The sequence below is a fragment of the Pedobacter humicola genome (assembly GCF_056490705.1).
Genome location: NZ_JBWJIG010000008.1, coordinates 138353 through 156008, shown reverse-complemented (window position 1 = coordinate 156008; position 17656 = coordinate 138353). Strand labels below are relative to the sequence as shown.

Sequence of the window (17656 nt, the reverse complement as noted above, 5' to 3'; positions counted from 1 at the left end):
TATCACTATCGTTTTATACCCAGCTTTTTAATTTTAGAATTCAATGTTGTCGCTGGTATGCCCAGGAGTTCGGCTGCACCACCACTTCCAGCCACCTTCCCTTTGCAGAGTTCCAAAACTCTGATGATGTGGTCTCTCTCATTATCGATAATCGTTTTTATTCCGTTTTGTGAAAGGGGTTCCTCGTTTTTAATTCCAAGCTCCAAATGATCAGGATTAAGTTTTCCATTCGACGAAAGCAGTACGCTTCTCAAAATCACATGTTCCAGCTCTCTGATATTACCTGGCCAATCATATAACATTAGCCGGTCCATAAAATCAGTGGGGATTTCCGAAATGTTTTTACCTACAGCCTTTACATGTTTCTGAACAAAATATTCAGCCAATAACGGAATGTCGGTTTTTCGTCGGCAAAGTGAAGGCACATGTATGGGGAAAACATTAAGGCGATAGAAAAGATCAAGTCTGAACCGGCCCTTGGAAATTTCTTTTTCTAAATTGAGGTTGGTCGCTGCAATTATTCTTAAGTCGACTTTAATAGATTGTTTGCCGCCAATCCGCTCAATTTCTTTCTCCTGTAGAACCCTCAGGAGTTTTGCCTGTAAGTCGAAGGGCATTTCGCCAATCTCATCGAGAAAGATGGTGCCACCATTGGCCTCTTCAAATTTCCCGATTCTGGTGTGAATGGCACCTGTAAATGCACCTTTTTCATGCCCAAATAAAATAGATTCAATTAAATCAGCGGGTAAAGCGGCACAGTTTACTGCTACAATAGGTTTTGTGTTTCGGTGTGATAGCCGGTGAATGCTTTTGGCAATTTCCTCTTTCCCTGTTCCACTTTCTCCGGTAATCAATACCGATGTATCCGTAGGGGCTACAATTTTTATTTTATCTAAAACATTAAGCAAAGCCGTGCTTTTGCCGATAATATTTTCGAAATCTTTTTTAGCCGAGGGATAGCCGTTTTCCTGATGCAAAACCGATTCCGTTCCCGCCTTTTCCAGTTCGACAATATGTGCCAGTTTTTTCTCCAAAGTGCCTGATAAGAAATTAAGCAGTTCCATGTGGGCAGGCTGATAAATATTTTCCGTTCTGCTGTAAAATGAAAAGCTAATCTGATCGCCATTTTCCAGATAGAAGGTTTTGACCAGATTGGAAGAAAGGTGATAGGTATTGGCGATTAAATTTTTCATTGGCGCAGCCTTTTTTACCCCTTCGAAATCATCACCGATATAAATGGCATCGGTTGTCGTTTCTGGAACCAGTTGATTGATGGCATTGTATTCTGCCCTGCTTAAACCTGCATATTTTAAAAATTCATTGGCTGTAAATAAGTCGTACTGATCAAAGTTCTTTCTGGTAATTCCAATTTCGCTATACCGTGTCCCATCTTTTCCTATGCCCGAAAGTGCAATAAAATCAAAAGGAATATAGGGTTGAAAGGCACTTGCGATACATAAGATTTTTTTTTGCCAGGTTAACGATTTCATGGAGATATCTACAATAAAATCCTGCATAAATCGCTCACTGCTCATTTTCATGTTGTTGCTGTTTTCCTTGCGGTAACTGGCAATATCAATGCTTAATAGAACATCCCGGTCGCGGTAAGGCTTAACAATAAATCCGTAGGGGCAGGTAGACTTTGCGGCCTCCAGCACCTTCTCGTTCGAATTAGCGGAGATATAAATGAAGGGAATCTCGCTTTTCATCAAGTCGTGAGCCAGGTCAATTCCGGTTAGCCGGCCCTTAAGGTAAATATCCAAAAGAACCAGGTCTACCTGATGTTTTTCTAATAAGACCTGTGCGTTTTTAACAGAATCAGCAATACCAACAACCTGATAGCCGGCACGCTGCAAAATCATCTGCAAATCGTGCGCCACGATAAATTCATCTTCAACAATAAGAATCTTTTCTGTTTTCATCTCTCATTAATCTTTCAATGGGAATAAATCCTCATTTCTGTTCATAAAAATCAGGCTTAACGAAACACCGTTGTTGCTTTCCATCGTAAAAACCCCATCAATTTGGGCACTCAATCCTTTCATTAAAATAATACCTAAAGTGTTGCTCTGTTCATAATCAAAATCGGGGGGCAATCCAATACCGTTATCCTTAATGTACAAGTGGTAATGATCTTCCTCACATTCTTTAAGGGCAATAACCACTTTTCCACTGTGGCTATTGGGGAAAGCATATTTAAAAATATTGGTAATGGCTTCGTTAATGATTAAGCCAAGTGGAACAGCTTTTGAAATGTCGAGTTCGAGATTTAATATATTTAAATCGAAACTGATCATTTTATCATCGTTTAAACTTTCCTTCAAATATTCTACCAATTCAACAATGTAAGGCTGGATGTTGATGGTGGCCAGATTTTCTGTTTGATAGAGTTTCTGATGAATCAATGCGATACTTTTAAGCCGGTGCTGACTTTCTTTTATGGCTTCAATTGCCGATAAATCTTCCAGGTAATAACTCTGACTGTTGAGTAAACTCATGGTTAATTGCAGGTTGTTTTTAACCCGGTGATGCACTTCCTTAATCAAACCTTCCTTTTCTTCGATTAATTTGTTTTTTTGTTGAATATTCACTTCAAGCTCAGCATAAGCGAGGTCTATTTCGGCTTTTTTCTTGACCAATGTATCATGAAGTTTCTTTTTCAACCGGAATCTGCCATAGATTAAAAGAAGCACAATGGTTAAAAAAGCAAGGCCGGCTATAGTGGCGTTTTTGATCCATTGAATGCGGTTAAGTTCCTGGCTTTGCAACTGCGATTTTTTCCTGAGGATTTCATTTTCATTTTCCTTTTGTGAAGCCTGAAATTCAATTTTCAATCGTTCAATGGTATTTAAATTATCCTGGCTGAGCATGGAGTCCCTCAGCTTATGAAAGTTTTGCAGATGGATAATGGCCTCAGCCGGCCGATCTGTAGAGGCATCTATTTTGTAAAGGATTTCATTTAAACGGATCTGCCTTGGCAAGGTCATGCTGATCTGGTTTTCTCTTGCCTTTTCTGCAAACTGTAAAGCAAGCCCATATTTATTTTGTGCAAAGTAAAACTCGCTTACAGAGAAAAAAACGGAAGTTTGGAAAGGGTTAGAGTATGTTTTTAATGTAGCCTCATCCAGCAGCTTATTAAAATACTGTTTAGCCAGATCATATTTTTTTAATGCAGCATAACATTCGCCAAATGCCAGAAACATAAAATACTCATGTCCGCTTGATGGATTGTTAACCTCGCTCCATGTTTTTTGGAGGATGGACAATGCTTTTTTAGCTTCTCCTAATTTGATCATCTGGCTTGTAATAGAGTAGGCGGTAATAAACCGGAAAGGATCATTTTTTTGTCGACCGTTAAGGGTTTTGCTGTACCAGGCTATACTTTCTTTGGCTTTGCCCATGGCTTCATAAGCAGAACCTACCCGGTTTAAATAGGTGTCGAGTACTTCCTCATGACTGCTCTGCGCTATTTTTACACTGAGCAGTGCACAATTTAATGCCTTACTGAGGTCTCCTTTTCTTTCGTAAACTGCTGAAAGTAAATCGTACGCCATTGGCAGATCTGGAAGTTTGAATTTTTTATCTAAGGCGATTACCTCAAAAAGCTCCTGTATAGCCAGGTCAAACTTTTCTTCTTCTAAATGGAAATCGGCCATCGCTTTTAAAAGCCTCGCCTCTCTATATTTTTCATCGAAAGAAGTGCCAATCTCCTTATACAAGGCATGCGCTTTGGCAGCGCGATTATAGAATGTTTTGTTTTTGTAATCTGAAACCGTATCGGGAACATTAATGTAATAAGAATACCATGCACCGGCTTCAAAACGCTTGTTACCGATTTGTTTAGCGATGGCAATTGCCTTTTCATAAATGAGTGCCTGCTGCACCCGTAAATGTTTTTTGTTTAAAAAACCAGAGTAAGCCATCAGGCTGTGAAATTCCCAGTTTGAGGATTTAAGTTGATTACTTAAACGGAGTGCCTTTTGCAGATAAGGGAACGCCTTTGCTAAGTTTACTTGCTGGTTTTCTTCTTGATTGACGAAATGATTGGCAATTTTGATGAGGTATTGTACGCGGTTTGTATCCGGTTTAGATTCTGTCAGAAGCGTTCTTAATTTTTCAAGCGAATCTTTAGGGTTTAAGCCGTTTACCTGATTTCTGGCCGAACTGCTGTTACTTTTAATGAATATTAAACTAAAAACCACAAGTATGGCGAGTAAAACCATCATTTTATTGATGTACTTTATTGTTGCGGCTTTTTTAAGCAATCTGTTTAATTCGATCATTCAATTCTACTTATTCAGGATGTGTTCCCGTTTAATCTTAAATTTTTTAATTTTGGAGTTGAGCGTCGTCGCTGGAATGTTTAAGATTTCTGCTGCTCCACCAATACCGGATATTTTGCCCTTACAGCGTTTTAATATCGATAGGATATGGTCGCGCTCGTTCTCGTGGATGCTTTTTATCTTCTGCTCTTCAGTAGGGTTAACCGCCTCGTTTCTGTCGATTTTAGGAAGGTGGATCTCTTTTAATATGCTGCCTGACGCCAATAATATGCTCCGTTCAATCAAATGTTCGAGCTCCCTGATGTTTCCCGGCCAGGGGTAGAGCATCAGTTTGTTTAAGGCGCTTTTGGAAATGGCGTTTACCTGTCGCCCGGTTTTCTTCGAAATACGTTCGATGAAAAAGGTGACAAGAGGAGGGATATCATCCAACCGATCCCTTAAGGGGGGGATGGAAATTGGAAATACATTAAGCCTGTAATAGAGATCGCTCCTGAAATTTCCTTTTTCTACCTCTTTTAATAAATTTCGGTTTGTTGCGGCTATGATTCTAACATTTGTTTTAATTACATCTTTGCCGCCTATACGCTCAATTTCTTTTTCCTGTAGGGCGCGAAGTAGCTTTACCTGAAGTTCTAATGATAGTTCGCCAATCTCGTCCAAAAAAAGTGTTCCATGGTGTGCCAGTTCAAACTTGCCAATCCGGCGTTCTGTTGCACCTGTAAAGCTGCCTTTTTCATGACCAAAGAGTTCGCTTTCGGCCAGGCTGGCTGGGATTGCAGCGCAATTGATTTTTACCATAAGTTGGTTGCTTCGAAGTGAAGAATTGTGTAGCGCCCTTGCGATAAGTTCCTTCCCGGTTCCGGTTTCTCCAGTGATCAATACCGTGCTGTCAGTGGCCGCCACAGCGTCGATCAGGTGAAAGATATCTTTTAACGACTTGCTCTGTCCGATAATATCGGTATGGTTGTATTTATGTTGAATCTCTTCCTGCAGGTAACTTTTCTCGTCTTCTAATTTTTGTTTGTATTCGTTGATTTCCGCAAGTTGCTGTTCAATTTTTTCATTTGCAAGGATATTTGATATCGCTATTGAAATTTGTAGTGAAATACCCTGGAGTAAATCAAAATAAATATTCGATAATGAATTTTTGTTTTTAGTGTAGAGGTAGAAGAACCCAATACAACCTGATCGATCGACCATTTTTAAGCCGATCATTTCTCTAATGCCCTTGTTGTGCCAAAATTCCAGCCAGGCTGGCGCATCTGCCCATGTTAAAACTTCTTCAACATTGAAAACGATTGGTTTTTCCAATGAGATCATGGCCCTGCACATGCCGTCGTCAAGTGTGTACTTTTTAGACGATTCTGGCGCAATACCTGTGGTTTTAAGGAAATCTTCTTTTTGGTTGTAGATAAAAGCACTATGTGTTTTCTGGTCATCATTGATCAGGCAGATGACGAAATCATCAAAATCAAATAGTTTTTTTAGCTTTTGATCGATAACCTCGAAGAGATCAAGTTTGTTGCGGATAGAGGCGATCGAATTGCTTAAGGATAAGAGTACCGCGTTTTCTATTTCCTTTTGTTTAAGCCTGTTAAACAATAAGGTGTTTTCGTTTTCGAGAGAGGAGACCATATTCGTATTGGGGCGGGTATTCTTGATGTTCCGAACTTCAGACAGATTACCCTTGCTTTCCATAAAGCTAAGGTAGGACATATAAAATTAAATAATGATTTTTAATATGTTAAATATGTAACGATATTTCGTTAATTTAATATTTAATTGTCTGATTTTTAGTGCTTTTATGTGTATTATGCAAGTTGATATTTTTTGTATTATTTCGTTATATACCGTCTAGCTTACATACTATCCTCATAATGTCCTGCTGAACTTGTTTCAGCATCATTGAAATCATTGATCTTTCTAAAAGATCCTGATCCCGATCTTCAGTACAGGATGATACCTCAATTAAATTATTCAGAAAATCAACTACGTACCCAACCCTGTGCCCTTTGTGTTTTCCTCCATTTTCCCGGTGGTTAAAAAAACATAGCTTTTCCTCAACGCCCTTTGCGGTAAAAGCAAAAGTAAAATTCGTAAATCAACGATATAACGTCATCATAATTCGTTGTGTTTTGTTTAAGTTGCTGGTATTTAGGTTTTTACTTGGTGGTATGTTTCTTGGAACAGTGAGGGAAACAAAAAATATTTAATTATGAAACCATCACCAGACTTATTATCTCCCGAAAACCACGCATTGGTATTAATCGATTATGAAGGACAAATGGCTTTTGCCACTAAAAGTATTTCTATTACCGAACTTCGTACCAATGTGGCTATCGTCTGTGGCGCATCTAAAATCTTTAACGTGCCCACCATTGTAACTACAGTTGCGGAAGAATCATTTTCAGGCCCTGTTTTTCCTGAGGTTGAAGAGTTTTATCCTCAGGCTACTTCAAATTATATCGATAGGACTTCGATGAATACCTGGGAAGATGAACCTGCTTACAAAGCAATTACTGGAACAGGAAAAAAGAAACTTGTGCTAGCCGGTCTTTGGACAGGCGTATGTATTGTTGGTCCGGCTTTATCTGCCTTATCTGAAGGTTTTGATGTTTTTGTAATCACCGATGCCTGCGGCGATGTAAGCAATGAAGCACACGAACGTGCCATTCAACGAATGGTTCATGCAGGTGTAAAACCGGTAACTTCGGTACAATACATTCTTGAATTACAAAGGGACTGGGCCAGAACAGAAACTTATGAGCCTGTAACCACTTTGATGAAAAAATACGGTGCAGGTTATGGTATCGGCATCCAATATGCACACAAAATGGTAAAACACTAATCCTCATTTACCATAAAATGAGAACTCATTATCCCCATTTGGCATGTGTTGTGGCAATTTGTTTTTGCTTGTCAACAACAACGGCATTTGCCCAAAACATCAAACTGATGCGCTACGATGAGGATTATAGCAAATTGAAAGATTCGGCCAGGAACTTCTACAACACATTAAAGTTCCTGCCGCTTTCAACAAATAAAAAAGTTTACCTCAGTTTTGGCGGCGAGTTCAGGGAGGAATATGGCGGGAAAATCAACGAGGACTGGATCAAAGATCAAGGTTTTAATTATTCTTTTTTGCAGCGTTATTCAATTTACGCGGATGTAAATATCGGAGAAAGGCTGCGGGTTTTTGCGCAGGTAAACGGTGCACTCGAAAACGGTAGTAAATATGGGCCATCGCCAGTTGATGAAGATCAGCTTGCGGTACAGAATCTCTTTGCTGAATATAGAATACTTAAAGATTCGTCGAATAAATTAGCCATTCGGGTAGGCAGACAGGAAATTAATTATGGTTCGGGCAGGTTAATTTCTGTTAGAGAGGGTACAACCGTTCGGCAATATTTTACAGGAGCCAAACTGATGTATGCCAGGCCACGGTTTTCGCTTGATGCATTCGTTTTGGCAGCCGATGAAGTTAATTTTGGAATATTCGATAACTACACTAATCATCAGGCCAATCTTTGGGGCGCTTATTCAAATCTAAATGTTCAACAAGCCGGGAACTTCGATTTCTATTATTTAGGGATTAGACGCGATAATGCTGAATTTGAAGAAGGAATTGCCAAAGAAGTACGGCATACTTTAGCTACCCGTTATTGGAAAAGCGGCGGCGGTTTTATCTATAATCTGGAAGCGGCCTATCAGTTCGGCAAATTTGGAAATGGCGATATCAATGCCTGGACAATGGCCCTTGAATTTGGTTATACCTTCGAACAAACCAGATTTAAGCCATCTATTAACCTGCGTAACGACTACATCTCGGGCGATCAGAAAGCAGGCGATGGAAAATTGCAAACCTTTAATCCTTTATATCCCAAAGGAGGCTATTTTGGGTTTAACCCACTCATCGGCCCATCAAATTTAATTGATTTACATCCCTACTTAAGATTAAGCTTAACCGATCAATTAAGTGTACAGGCAGATTTCGTTTTTAACTGGCGATATTCTGTAAACGATGGGATTTATCGTCCGGGCGGAAATTTTAATACCGCAGGCTCCATTTCCAATCACCGCTTTATCGGCACAACCTACCTGCTCAGTGCAGATTATACATTCAATAACAAGCTTTCATTCAGTTGTGGGGGACAATATTTCAGGGTAGGAAATTTCATCAAAGATATCGTACCACTTTGGGACAATTCAAAGTTTTTTAATGCCCAGATATCATACAAATTTTAAACAAAAGATAATGAAAAACAACTTCACTAAACAATCAAAATCCGCCTTCCAAAACATCAGGATAGCGATCATCATACTTGTGGTATTTGTTGCTGGAACAACATTCGCACAAAGTACCACCGCACTTGGAACGGCTAAAGTTTGGGGTACAGTTGATGGCATAGCTATCGAAGGCGTAGTTCAGGGTCCATCGGCACAGGTTAGCGATTTACAGATTGCCTGTGTTTTCGAATACACCGAAGGTGATATTTTTAATTCTCCACCTGCACTTCCGCCTGCTTTAAATGGCCTGGTACATTTAGACCAGGACATGAAAGGTTTGATTACCGAAATCCGCAAAAGCGGGAAATTTTTGGGTCACGCCAACGAAACATTATTAATAACACCTCCCAAAGGCACCATTGGTGGTAAACACCTGCTTTTAATCGGTCTTGGCGACCGTAACAAATTTACCCCAGAACTGATGACGGGAGTAGGCAGCATTGCCATGAGGGAAGCACTTAAGCTTGGTGTAAACAACTTTTCATTTGCAAGCGACTTAAAAGACGCAGGAATCGATTCGCCAACGGCCCTGGTTGCTGGCAACGTGGTGAAAGGCATTTTCGAAGCCTACAGAACCCAAACCTGGCTGAAAGAAAAACACATGGCAAGCTTTAAACCTGTAGCAAAAGTGATCCTTTTGGCGGGCCCTGCATTTTTTACAACAGCAGGAGAAGGCATTCAGGAAGCCATTACTGCTATTAAAAATTAAGATCTCAAACAGTTAACTCCTAAACAAGAAATACATGACTGCAGATATCATTTTATTCAATGGTAAGATACATACCATTGTTAAACACAAGCAAGAAATAACGGCTGTTGCCATTAAAGACGGAAAGTTTATCGCCGTAGGTAGCGATAACGATGTCATGAACTTTTCGGGTTCTGCGACAAGGCTGATTGATCTGGCTAAAAAACGGGTTGTTCCTGGAATTAACGATTCGCACATTCACTTGATCCGCGGTGGATTAAATTTCAATCTCGAATTGCGCTGGGATGGTGTTCCATCACTGGCCGATGCCTTGCGGATGCTTAAAGAACAGGTAGATATTACCCCATCGCCGCAATGGGTGCGGGTAGTTGGCGGCTGGTCGGAATTTCAGTTTGCCGAAAGAAGGATGCCTACGCTCGAAGAAATAAATACCATTGCACCCGAAACACCTGTGTTTATCCTGCATTTATACGACCGTGCTTTTATGAACCGTGCCGCGCTTAAAGCGGTGGGCTATACAAAAGATACGCCCGCGCCTCCGGGTGGGGAAATCCAGCGGGATGCAAACGGAGAACCTACCGGATTGATTATCGCCAGTCCAAATGCGATGATTTTATATTCCACCCTGGCAAAAGGTCCCAAACTTTCTTACGAACATCAGGTAAATTCTACCCGCCATTTCATGACCGAACTGAACCGTTTTGGCATTACCAGTGTGATTGATGCCGGGGGAGGTTTTCAGAATTTTCCCGACGATTATAAAGTGGTAAACGAGTTGAACGAGCAAAAGCAACTTACCGTTCGCATCGCCTATAATTTGTTTACCCAGCGTCCGAAACAGGAATTTGAAGATTTCGATAACTGGACCAACACGGTAAAACTTTATCAGGGCGATGATATGTACCGTCACAACGGAGCAGGTGAGATGCTGGTTTTCTCGGCCGCCGATTTCGAAGATTTTCTTCAGCCAAGACCCGACCTGTCCGATAATATGGAACCCGAACTAGAGCGTGTGGTACGTTTACTGGTCGAAAAAAGATGGCCTTTCAGGCTGCATGCCACTTACAATGAAAGTATCGGCAGGTTTTTAAATGTATTTGAAAAGGTAAACAGAGACATTCCTTTCGCAGGCTTACCATGGATTTTCGATCATGCCGAAACCATCGACGAACGGAACATCGAACGGGTTAAAGCATTGGGTGGAGGTATCGCGGTTCAGAGCAGGATGGCCTACCAGGGCGAATATTTTACCGAACGATATGGCACAAAAGCCGCGTTGCAAACACCTCCGGTAAAGAAGATGCTCGAAATGGATGTTCCTGTTGGCGGTGGTTCTGATGCCACACGCGTAAGCAGTTACAACCCATGGGTTTCGATGTTTTGGTTAACCGCGGGTAAAACCGTAGGTGGCTTAAAAATCTACAATGAAGCTACTGTTTTAACCAGAGAAACCGCTTTAGAACTGTACACCAGGGGTAGTGCCTGGTTTTCGAACGAGCAGCAAAAGAAAGGCGATATCGAAGTAGGCATGCTGGCCGATTTAGCCGTACTCAACCATGATTATTTTGAAGTAACCGATGAGCAGATCAAAAGCATCGAATCAGACTTAACTCTGGTTGATGGTAAGATTGTTTATGCCAAAGGCGATTTCTCTTCCTTTTCGCCGCCAAAAATCCCGATTCTGCCCGATTGGTCGCCAACAAAGAGTTATAACGGATATTACTCGCCCGCTACCCACAAAACCGATCAGCAGGGAAAAACAAAAGGAGCAAGTGGTGCCCGTTCGGTTTTAGCGATGGTACACTCCTGCGTAGGCACTTGCGATGTGCACCACCATAACCACGATGCGGTTAGGACCAGTAATCTCCCTGTAAACAATTACACCGCATTTTGGGGCGCACTGGGCTGCTCATGCTTTGCATTTTAAAAATGGAAAATATCATCAGATACCTGTTATATTCTGATCTGGGATCAGACCTTAACAACTGGGCCGTACTTATTTTCAGGGTATTGCTTATGCTAGAACTCTTCAGGGTGCATGGCATGAAAAAGTTCCGTATTCAAAATGGAGAAAAGGAGCACGTACCCAACCCTTTAGGTTTACCCGATAAACTGAATGGTTTAGTGGCTACCTTTTCGGATACCGTTGTGCCATTTCTTGTGGCCGTAGGTTTCGGAACAAGGCTTTTCCTCCTGCCATCTATTGGCGTAACGGCGATCGGTTACTTTGTGGTGCACCGCAAGGATTCGATTGAGGTGCGCGATGTGCCCTACATGTACACACTGGCCATGTTATTTCTGTGGGTAATCGGTCCAGGAACCTACTCAATAGATCATTATTTAATCAACACTATTTTTAAATTAATATAAAAATCAAATCACAACATCATGGAAGCTAATATTGGAATCAGCGCAGAGCACCTTGCCGAGGTAGCACATTCATTAAGCAAAATTCTTGCAGACGAATACGTTTTGTACACGAAAACACGAAAAGCACACTGGAACGTAGAAGGACCGGACTTTTACAACAAACACAAATTTTTTGAAGAGCAATACACACAATTAGAAGAGATTGTTGATGAAGTGGCAGAACGCATCCGGAAACTAGGCCACTATGCACCTGCCTCACTGAAACAGTTCCTGGAATTAACACACTTAACGGAAGACGATCGTGGTAAAAATGATGCCCCAACCTACATCAAAATGCTGCTTGCCGATCACGAAAGTATTTTAATTCACTTAAGAGAAAACATTAACAATTATGCAGGTGCATTGAAAGATGCCGGAACAAGCGATTACATTACAGGCTTAATGGAAACACACGAAACCATAGCCTGGATGTTAAGGGCGCACTTATCATAAAACAAAAGCAAAATGGAAGAAAAACAGAACAATATCTGGTTAGTAACCCTCATATTGACCATTATAGCTGGTTATTGTGATACGATTACCTTTGTTGCCGCTGATAAAATCTTCTCGGCACACGTTACCGGAAACTTTATTGTATTCGCTTATCAAATGATCAAAGGCTCTGATGGCGATGCATGGATCAAATTGCTAACTTTTCCAATATTTATGCTCTCAGTTATGGCTGGGGGCTGGATAACGGGGAGATTTTCGAACAGGCATTTTCTGCTTTTATGCGAGGGAATTATCCTTTTGCTGGGTGGGGCAATTGCTTATTCGCTTGGCTATATCGACAATGGAGAAATCACCTGGCCCATGTACCTGGTTACCATGATCGTTGTTTTTGCCATGGGCTTGCAAAATGCCTTTGGGAAACTTTTTGCAAAGGAAACTTATGGGCCAACAACCATGATGACTGGCAATGTAACCCAGTTCGCACTCGATATCAGGTCTTTTTGCATTTCTGGTTTTAAAAACGCCGATTTCCTTTCTGGCATCAACAAAGGATTAATTACCCTTGGTGGCTTCTTAATCGGTTGTATTCTTGGTGCCTGGATCGGGCAGCTTTTTGGTCTGGTGGGTATTGTGCTGCCTGGAATAGCCATGATCATTTGCTATTACAGCACAAAACCAGGCATAAATGATGTTAAGCTTTAAAACATGCTGACCAGAAATCGTTCAATCCTTTTTTTTAGCAAGTACATTAAATGTTTGTTCATCACTTTCATTCTGATCTACCCTGCCTTTGCAAAAGGGCAGGGCATTAGAACAAAAACAGAGGTAAGGGCTGCTGAGATAAAACTCCGTAGGCTGGGTCAAACAGAAAATAAGGCCGACGTATTGGTGGATGTGGGTACCTATTACCTCAATCTACCAGGCGAATTAAAGACTGATCTGGCCAAAGCAATGCAACTCCGTGACCAAGCCTTTGCTTTAGCCAGCAAAATTGAGTATCCGAAAGGCATTGCCAGGTGTATGGTGCTTAAAGGCAATATCTTACGCGAATCAGGAGATAAGGCTGGCAGCACCAAAATCTATATACAGGCAATCCATTATACTCTTGGATTGAATTTGAAGGATCAATTGGCAGAGGCTTATGCTGCTATGGCTTCGCTTTTTAGCAATGAAGGAGCGGATATCGACAAGAAGATTAGCTACAATGAAAAATCGCTGGCCTTATACCGCCAAACTGGCAATAGATTGGAAGAAGGGAATTCACTTAAAAACCTGGGCGATTATTACAATATAAAAGGGCAACCTGCCTATGCCATTAAACTGATGGATTCATCTCTCGCGGTTTACAAAGCCATTGGATTTAAGGAACTGCAGGGCGTTTACAATAACATGTGCATCACCAATATCGGTTTGGGTAATTTTTCCAACGCACTAAAATATGGTTTGCTGGCCGAGAAAACAGCCGATCTGATGTCCGATACGAGTTTACAAAGAAGTTCTATAAACAACCATTTGGGCTTAACGTATTATTATCTGAGGAATGATCAGAAAGCGTTGGGGTACTGGTTAGCGGCAAAGAGAATCGCAGAGCGATACAAGGATCCTGGTTACATGCAGACCATTATTGCGAATATAGCCACCATTTATGTTCGGATGAAAAAGTTTGAAGCTGGAATAGCGGTGCTGAAAGAATTGATTAAAAAGTATCCGCCAACCGATACGCAGATGAAACTGCGGATCCCCTACATTTTGTTCAACACCTATTACGATATTGAGCAATATGCAAAGGCCGAACCTTATTTTAAGATGCTGCAAAAGTTTCACCACGATTTATCCAAAGATGATCCCAATCAAATCTATTTATACCGCAGTATCATCAGGAAACTGATCCACGATAAACAGTTTGTAGCTGCCGATACTTATTTGAAAGAACATGAAAAACAAAGTATACAGCAGAAAAACTTATTGGCCCTCTCGCAGCTGCACAGGCTTTGGTTTGATGTTGACTCGGCACTGAATAAGCCCTGGTCGGCAGTAGCGCATTATAAAACCTATAAACGATTAACCGATTCTATCTGGAACAACGACAAGAACAAACAGATTTCAGGATTGGAAATCGAATTTCAGACTGAGAAAAAGGATAAGGATATTGCCTTGCTCAGTCAGAAAAACCAATTGCAGAAAGTTACCATCGATAACGAAGGCAGGCTGAGGTATATATTCATCGCCGGTCTTTTTATCGCCGCCATATTTGTGGCTTTGATTTATAACCGTTATCGTTTAAAAAGACGTAGCAATCTTGTTTTAGAACAAAAACAGGATGAAATCAATGCACAGAATGAACTGCTCAGAAAAATACTCGATGAGAAAGAATGGCTCCTGCGCGAAATCCACCACCGGGTTAAAAACAACCTGCAGATTGTGATCAGCCTGCTCAATACCCAGTCGGCTTACCTCGATAATGAAGATGCTTTGGTGGCCATCAGAAACAGCCAGAACCGCATGCATGCCATGTCGCTCATCCACCAGAAGCTTTATCAGTCTGATAATCTGGCCGAAATCGATATGAAATGGTATATCCAGGAACTGGTTGATTATATGATCGAGTGCTTTGGTACCGATAAAAAAATACAGTTCACCTTAGAAACAGAGGCGATTAAATTAGATGTCGCACAGGCCGTCCCGCTTGGCTTAATCCTGAACGAGGCCATCAGTAATGTGATTAAATATGCTTTTCCAGCCGATAAAAAAGGTAAAGTGCATATTTCTTTGCTGTTTGCTGGAGAAGAGATCTGCGAGCTGAAAATCGCGGATAGCGGTATCGGCTTGCCAGAAGGTTTCGACCCTGAAAATACCGAGTCACTAGGGATGAGTTTAATGACCGGCCTTACCGAACAGCTTAACGGCGAGATTAATATGTGGAATGATAATGGCCTTGTGCTTGATGTCATCTTTAAACGCCACAACGAATTAATTACAGAAAGAACAGAAATATTAACAATTAAAAATTAGACAATATGAACAACAATATTTTAGGCCTGCACCACATCACGGCAATTGCAGGCAACGCACAGCAAAACTTCGATTTCTATACCAAAACATTGGGTTTAAGGTTAGTGAAAAAGACGGTGAACTTTGATGATCCGGGTACTTACCATCTTTATTATGGCGATGAAACCGGATCTGCGGGAACTATTCTGACCTTTTTCCCCTGGGATGGGATTGGCCAGGGGACCGAGGGCGTAGGCATGGCAACAGAAATCGGGTATTCGGTGCCTGAAGGCAGTCATCCATTCTGGTTGGACAGATTTGGTGTTGCAAATGTTAAAACAAAGGAAATTACCGAACGCTTTGGTGAGCAGGTATTGGCTTTTAAGGATCCGGATGGTTTATCTCTAAGTTTGATTGTACCGAAAACAGCAGACGTTAGAACACCCTGGGAAAGCACTGATGTGAAGAAAGATGCCGCAACCAAGGGTTTTCACAGCACTACATTAACCTTGCAAAGTATCGATGAAACAGCAAAGGTGCTTACCGATCTGTTTGGTTACCGTTTATTGGCACAAGAAGAAAACCGTTATCGTTTCATTACCGATACGGTAGACAATGCGGCCATTGTCGATCTGTTGGAAGTTCCGTCAGGCCATAGGGGAAGAAATGCTGCGGGTACAAACCATCATGTGGCGTTCCGTGTTAAAAATGAAGACATTCAAATGGAGTTGAGGGAACAGATTTTGAGTAAAAATTTGCAGATCACGCCAAAAATTGACCGGGATTATTTTTATTCCTTATATTTCCGTGAACCGGGAGGTGTACTTTTCGAAATCGCGACCGAAAATCCAGGCTTTACTGTTGATGAGCCCCTAAATGAATTGGGTACGCATTTAATGTTGCCGCACCAACATGAGCATTTACGCGGTGATTTAGAAAAATTACTTCCAAAATTAACTTAAAAAATATGGCACAAGTAAAATTAAACATTCAGGAAGGCGAACCAAGTTCGTTCGACATTTATGATGAAGATGGAAAAGTTGGCGAAATGATTTTCGACATCAAGGATACCGATTTAACCGTTTACCATACCGAAGTAGACCCTTCAAAAGAAGGAAAAGGTTATGCCAAAATGCTGCTCGATGCGATGGTAGCCTATGTGCGCGAAAACAAATTGATGGTGATCCCGATGTGTCCCTATGTGCACATCCAGTTTAGACGGCACGAAGAGTTGTACCGGGATATCTGGAACAAAATAAAAGAAGAAGAATAGCGATGAAAGAACTTATAAAAGCAGGAAAAAGCTTCAGCCAGGCCGAAAAAGTGCTGATTATGATCCATGGGCGTGGCGGAACGGCAGAAGATATTTTATCAATGGCGGAATACCTTAACGTTTCCAGTTTTGCATTGGTAGCGCCACAGGCAATAAATAATACCTGGTATCCACAGTCTTTTCTAGTCTCTCGGGCAGCCAACGAACCTTCCTTATCTAATGCTTTAAACACGATAAAAAAAACTGTACTTGATCTGGAAGAGGCAGGTTTTTCAAAAGAACAGATTTACTTTCTGGGTTTTTCTCAAGGCGCCTGTTTAACGCTCGATTTTGTTGCCGCAAATGCAGCGCGTTATGGTGGTGTGGTAGCCTTTACAGGTGGCCTGATTGGCGAGGTGCTGGATCACCGCAATTATCATGGCGATTTCGACGGTACACCCATCTTCATCGGTAGCAGCGACCCCGATATGCATGTTCCGGTATCCAGGGTTAAAGAATCAACGGTTTTACTCGAAGAAATGGGTGCGCAGGTTACCGAAATTATTTACGAAAACATGGGGCACACCATTAGCCAGGCAGAAATTACACAGGTGAATAAATTAATTTTTAAAGATTAATCTGGAAATGGAAAAAGAAACGGGTAGGATAGAGGCTTTTAGCGATGGCGTTTTTGCCATCGCGGTTACGCTTCTGGTGCTCGAACTCCATGTTCCGGAACTCCATGATGGCGATACCCCTGTACATTTACTGAAAGCACTTAAAATGCAGTGGCCGGGGTATATTGCCTTCATCATTTCGTTTTTCAGTATCTTCATCATCTGGGTAAACCACCACAAAGTTTTTAAACAGATCTACAGGCGAAACACAGGGCTGATGTTTGCCAACGGACTCATCCTGTTCCTGGTTTCGCTTGTTTCCTTTCCCAGTGCCTTATTGGCCAGGTTCTTTCTTACCGATTCGAAACAGCTTTCCGTTACCATCTATACCGGATTGTTCGTTTTAATTAACCTGGCTTTTAACTTGTTGTGGCAACAAGCTACCTTGGATAAAAAATTATTGCGCCCAGGAATTAGTGATGCCGCCATCAGGCAGCTCCGTAACAACTATCTGTATGGTTTTCCAACCTATTTATCGGCCTTTGCTGTGTCGTTCTTTTATCCGGATTGTGCCCTGGGCATTTGTGTTTTACTCTGGGTTTTCTGGGCAGCTTCATCAAAGAAAATTAACTTTACCGAGACAGCAATGCTTTAA

At 41.4% G+C, this 17656-nt stretch carries 15 protein-coding genes; 12 read left to right on the top strand and 3 right to left on the bottom strand.

Going from position 1 to position 17656, the window contains the following annotated elements; all coding sequences use genetic code 11:
* Positions 1-5: 5 nt before the first annotated feature.
* Genes AC04Q1_RS14420 through AC04Q1_RS14410 form a run of 3 tightly spaced genes read right to left on the bottom strand, consistent with a single transcriptional unit; the run spans position 6 to position 5981 of the window.
* The gene (locus AC04Q1_RS14420) at positions 6-1922 is read right to left on the bottom strand and encodes a sigma 54-interacting transcriptional regulator (RefSeq protein ID WP_478365291.1); all 1917 of its coding nucleotides are present in this window, start codon (positions 1920-1922) and stop codon (positions 6-8) included.
* Positions 1923-1928: 6 nt separating this feature from the next.
* Positions 1929-4283 (bottom strand): tetratricopeptide repeat-containing sensor histidine kinase, encoded by a 2355-nt coding sequence (locus tag AC04Q1_RS14415; protein ID WP_478365290.1) that lies wholly within the window; start codon positions 4281-4283, stop codon positions 1929-1931.
* A 6-nt stretch (positions 4284-4289) separates the two neighbouring features.
* Entirely contained in the window at positions 4290-5981 is a 1692-nt protein-coding gene (locus AC04Q1_RS14410) for a sigma-54 interaction domain-containing protein (RefSeq protein ID WP_478365289.1), read from the bottom strand.
* Between the two features lie 517 nt (positions 5982-6498).
* Here AC04Q1_RS14410 and AC04Q1_RS14405 point away from each other — a divergent pair.
* From AC04Q1_RS14405 to AC04Q1_RS14350, 12 genes are all read left to right on the top strand, one after another.
* Positions 6499-7131 (top strand): hydrolase, encoded by a 633-nt coding sequence (locus tag AC04Q1_RS14405; protein ID WP_478365288.1) that lies wholly within the window; start codon positions 6499-6501, stop codon positions 7129-7131.
* Positions 7132-7199: 68 nt separating this feature from the next.
* The gene (locus tag AC04Q1_RS14400) at positions 7200-8528 is read left to right on the top strand and encodes an alginate export family protein (RefSeq protein ID WP_478365287.1); all 1329 of its coding nucleotides are present in this window, start codon (positions 7200-7202) and stop codon (positions 8526-8528) included.
* A 10-nt stretch (positions 8529-8538) separates the two neighbouring features.
* Entirely contained in the window at positions 8539-9279 is a 741-nt protein-coding gene (locus AC04Q1_RS14395; protein ID WP_478365286.1) for a M17 family peptidase N-terminal domain-containing protein, read from the top strand.
* 34 nt (positions 9280-9313) lie between these two features.
* Positions 9314-11206 carry an amidohydrolase gene (locus AC04Q1_RS14390; RefSeq protein WP_478365285.1) on the top strand — a complete coding sequence of 631 codons (1893 nt, stop codon included), beginning with the start codon at positions 9314-9316 and terminating at the stop codon, positions 11204-11206.
* A gap of 2 nt (positions 11207-11208) precedes the next feature.
* Entirely contained in the window at positions 11209-11649 is a 441-nt protein-coding gene (locus AC04Q1_RS14385; protein ID WP_478365284.1) for a DoxX family protein, read from the top strand.
* A gap of 18 nt (positions 11650-11667) precedes the next feature.
* Positions 11668-12141 (top strand): Dps family protein, encoded by a 474-nt coding sequence (locus tag AC04Q1_RS14380; RefSeq protein WP_478365283.1) that lies wholly within the window; start codon positions 11668-11670, stop codon positions 12139-12141.
* A 12-nt stretch (positions 12142-12153) separates the two neighbouring features.
* On the top strand, positions 12154-12843 hold the full coding sequence (locus AC04Q1_RS14375) for a YoaK family protein (RefSeq protein ID WP_478365282.1): 690 nt from the start codon (positions 12154-12156) through the stop codon (positions 12841-12843).
* Between the two features lie 3 nt (positions 12844-12846).
* Positions 12847-15153 (top strand): tetratricopeptide repeat-containing sensor histidine kinase, encoded by a 2307-nt coding sequence (locus AC04Q1_RS14370; RefSeq protein WP_478365281.1) that lies wholly within the window; start codon positions 12847-12849, stop codon positions 15151-15153.
* Positions 15154-15158: 5 nt separating this feature from the next.
* Positions 15159-16094, top strand: coding sequence for a ring-cleaving dioxygenase (locus AC04Q1_RS14365; RefSeq protein ID WP_478365280.1), 936 nt, complete (start codon positions 15159-15161; stop codon positions 16092-16094).
* Positions 16095-16099: 5 nt separating this feature from the next.
* Complete coding sequence (locus tag AC04Q1_RS14360; protein WP_478365279.1) at positions 16100-16405, top strand: GNAT family N-acetyltransferase; 306 nt, start codon at positions 16100-16102, stop codon at positions 16403-16405.
* 2 nt (positions 16406-16407) lie between these two features.
* Positions 16408-17022, top strand: a complete 615-nt coding sequence (locus AC04Q1_RS14355) for an alpha/beta hydrolase (protein ID WP_478365278.1) — start codon at positions 16408-16410, stop codon at positions 17020-17022.
* Positions 17023-17029: 7 nt separating this feature from the next.
* Positions 17030-17656: a TMEM175 family protein gene (locus AC04Q1_RS14350; protein WP_478365277.1), complete on the top strand. Its 627-nt coding sequence runs from the start codon at positions 17030-17032 to the stop codon at positions 17654-17656.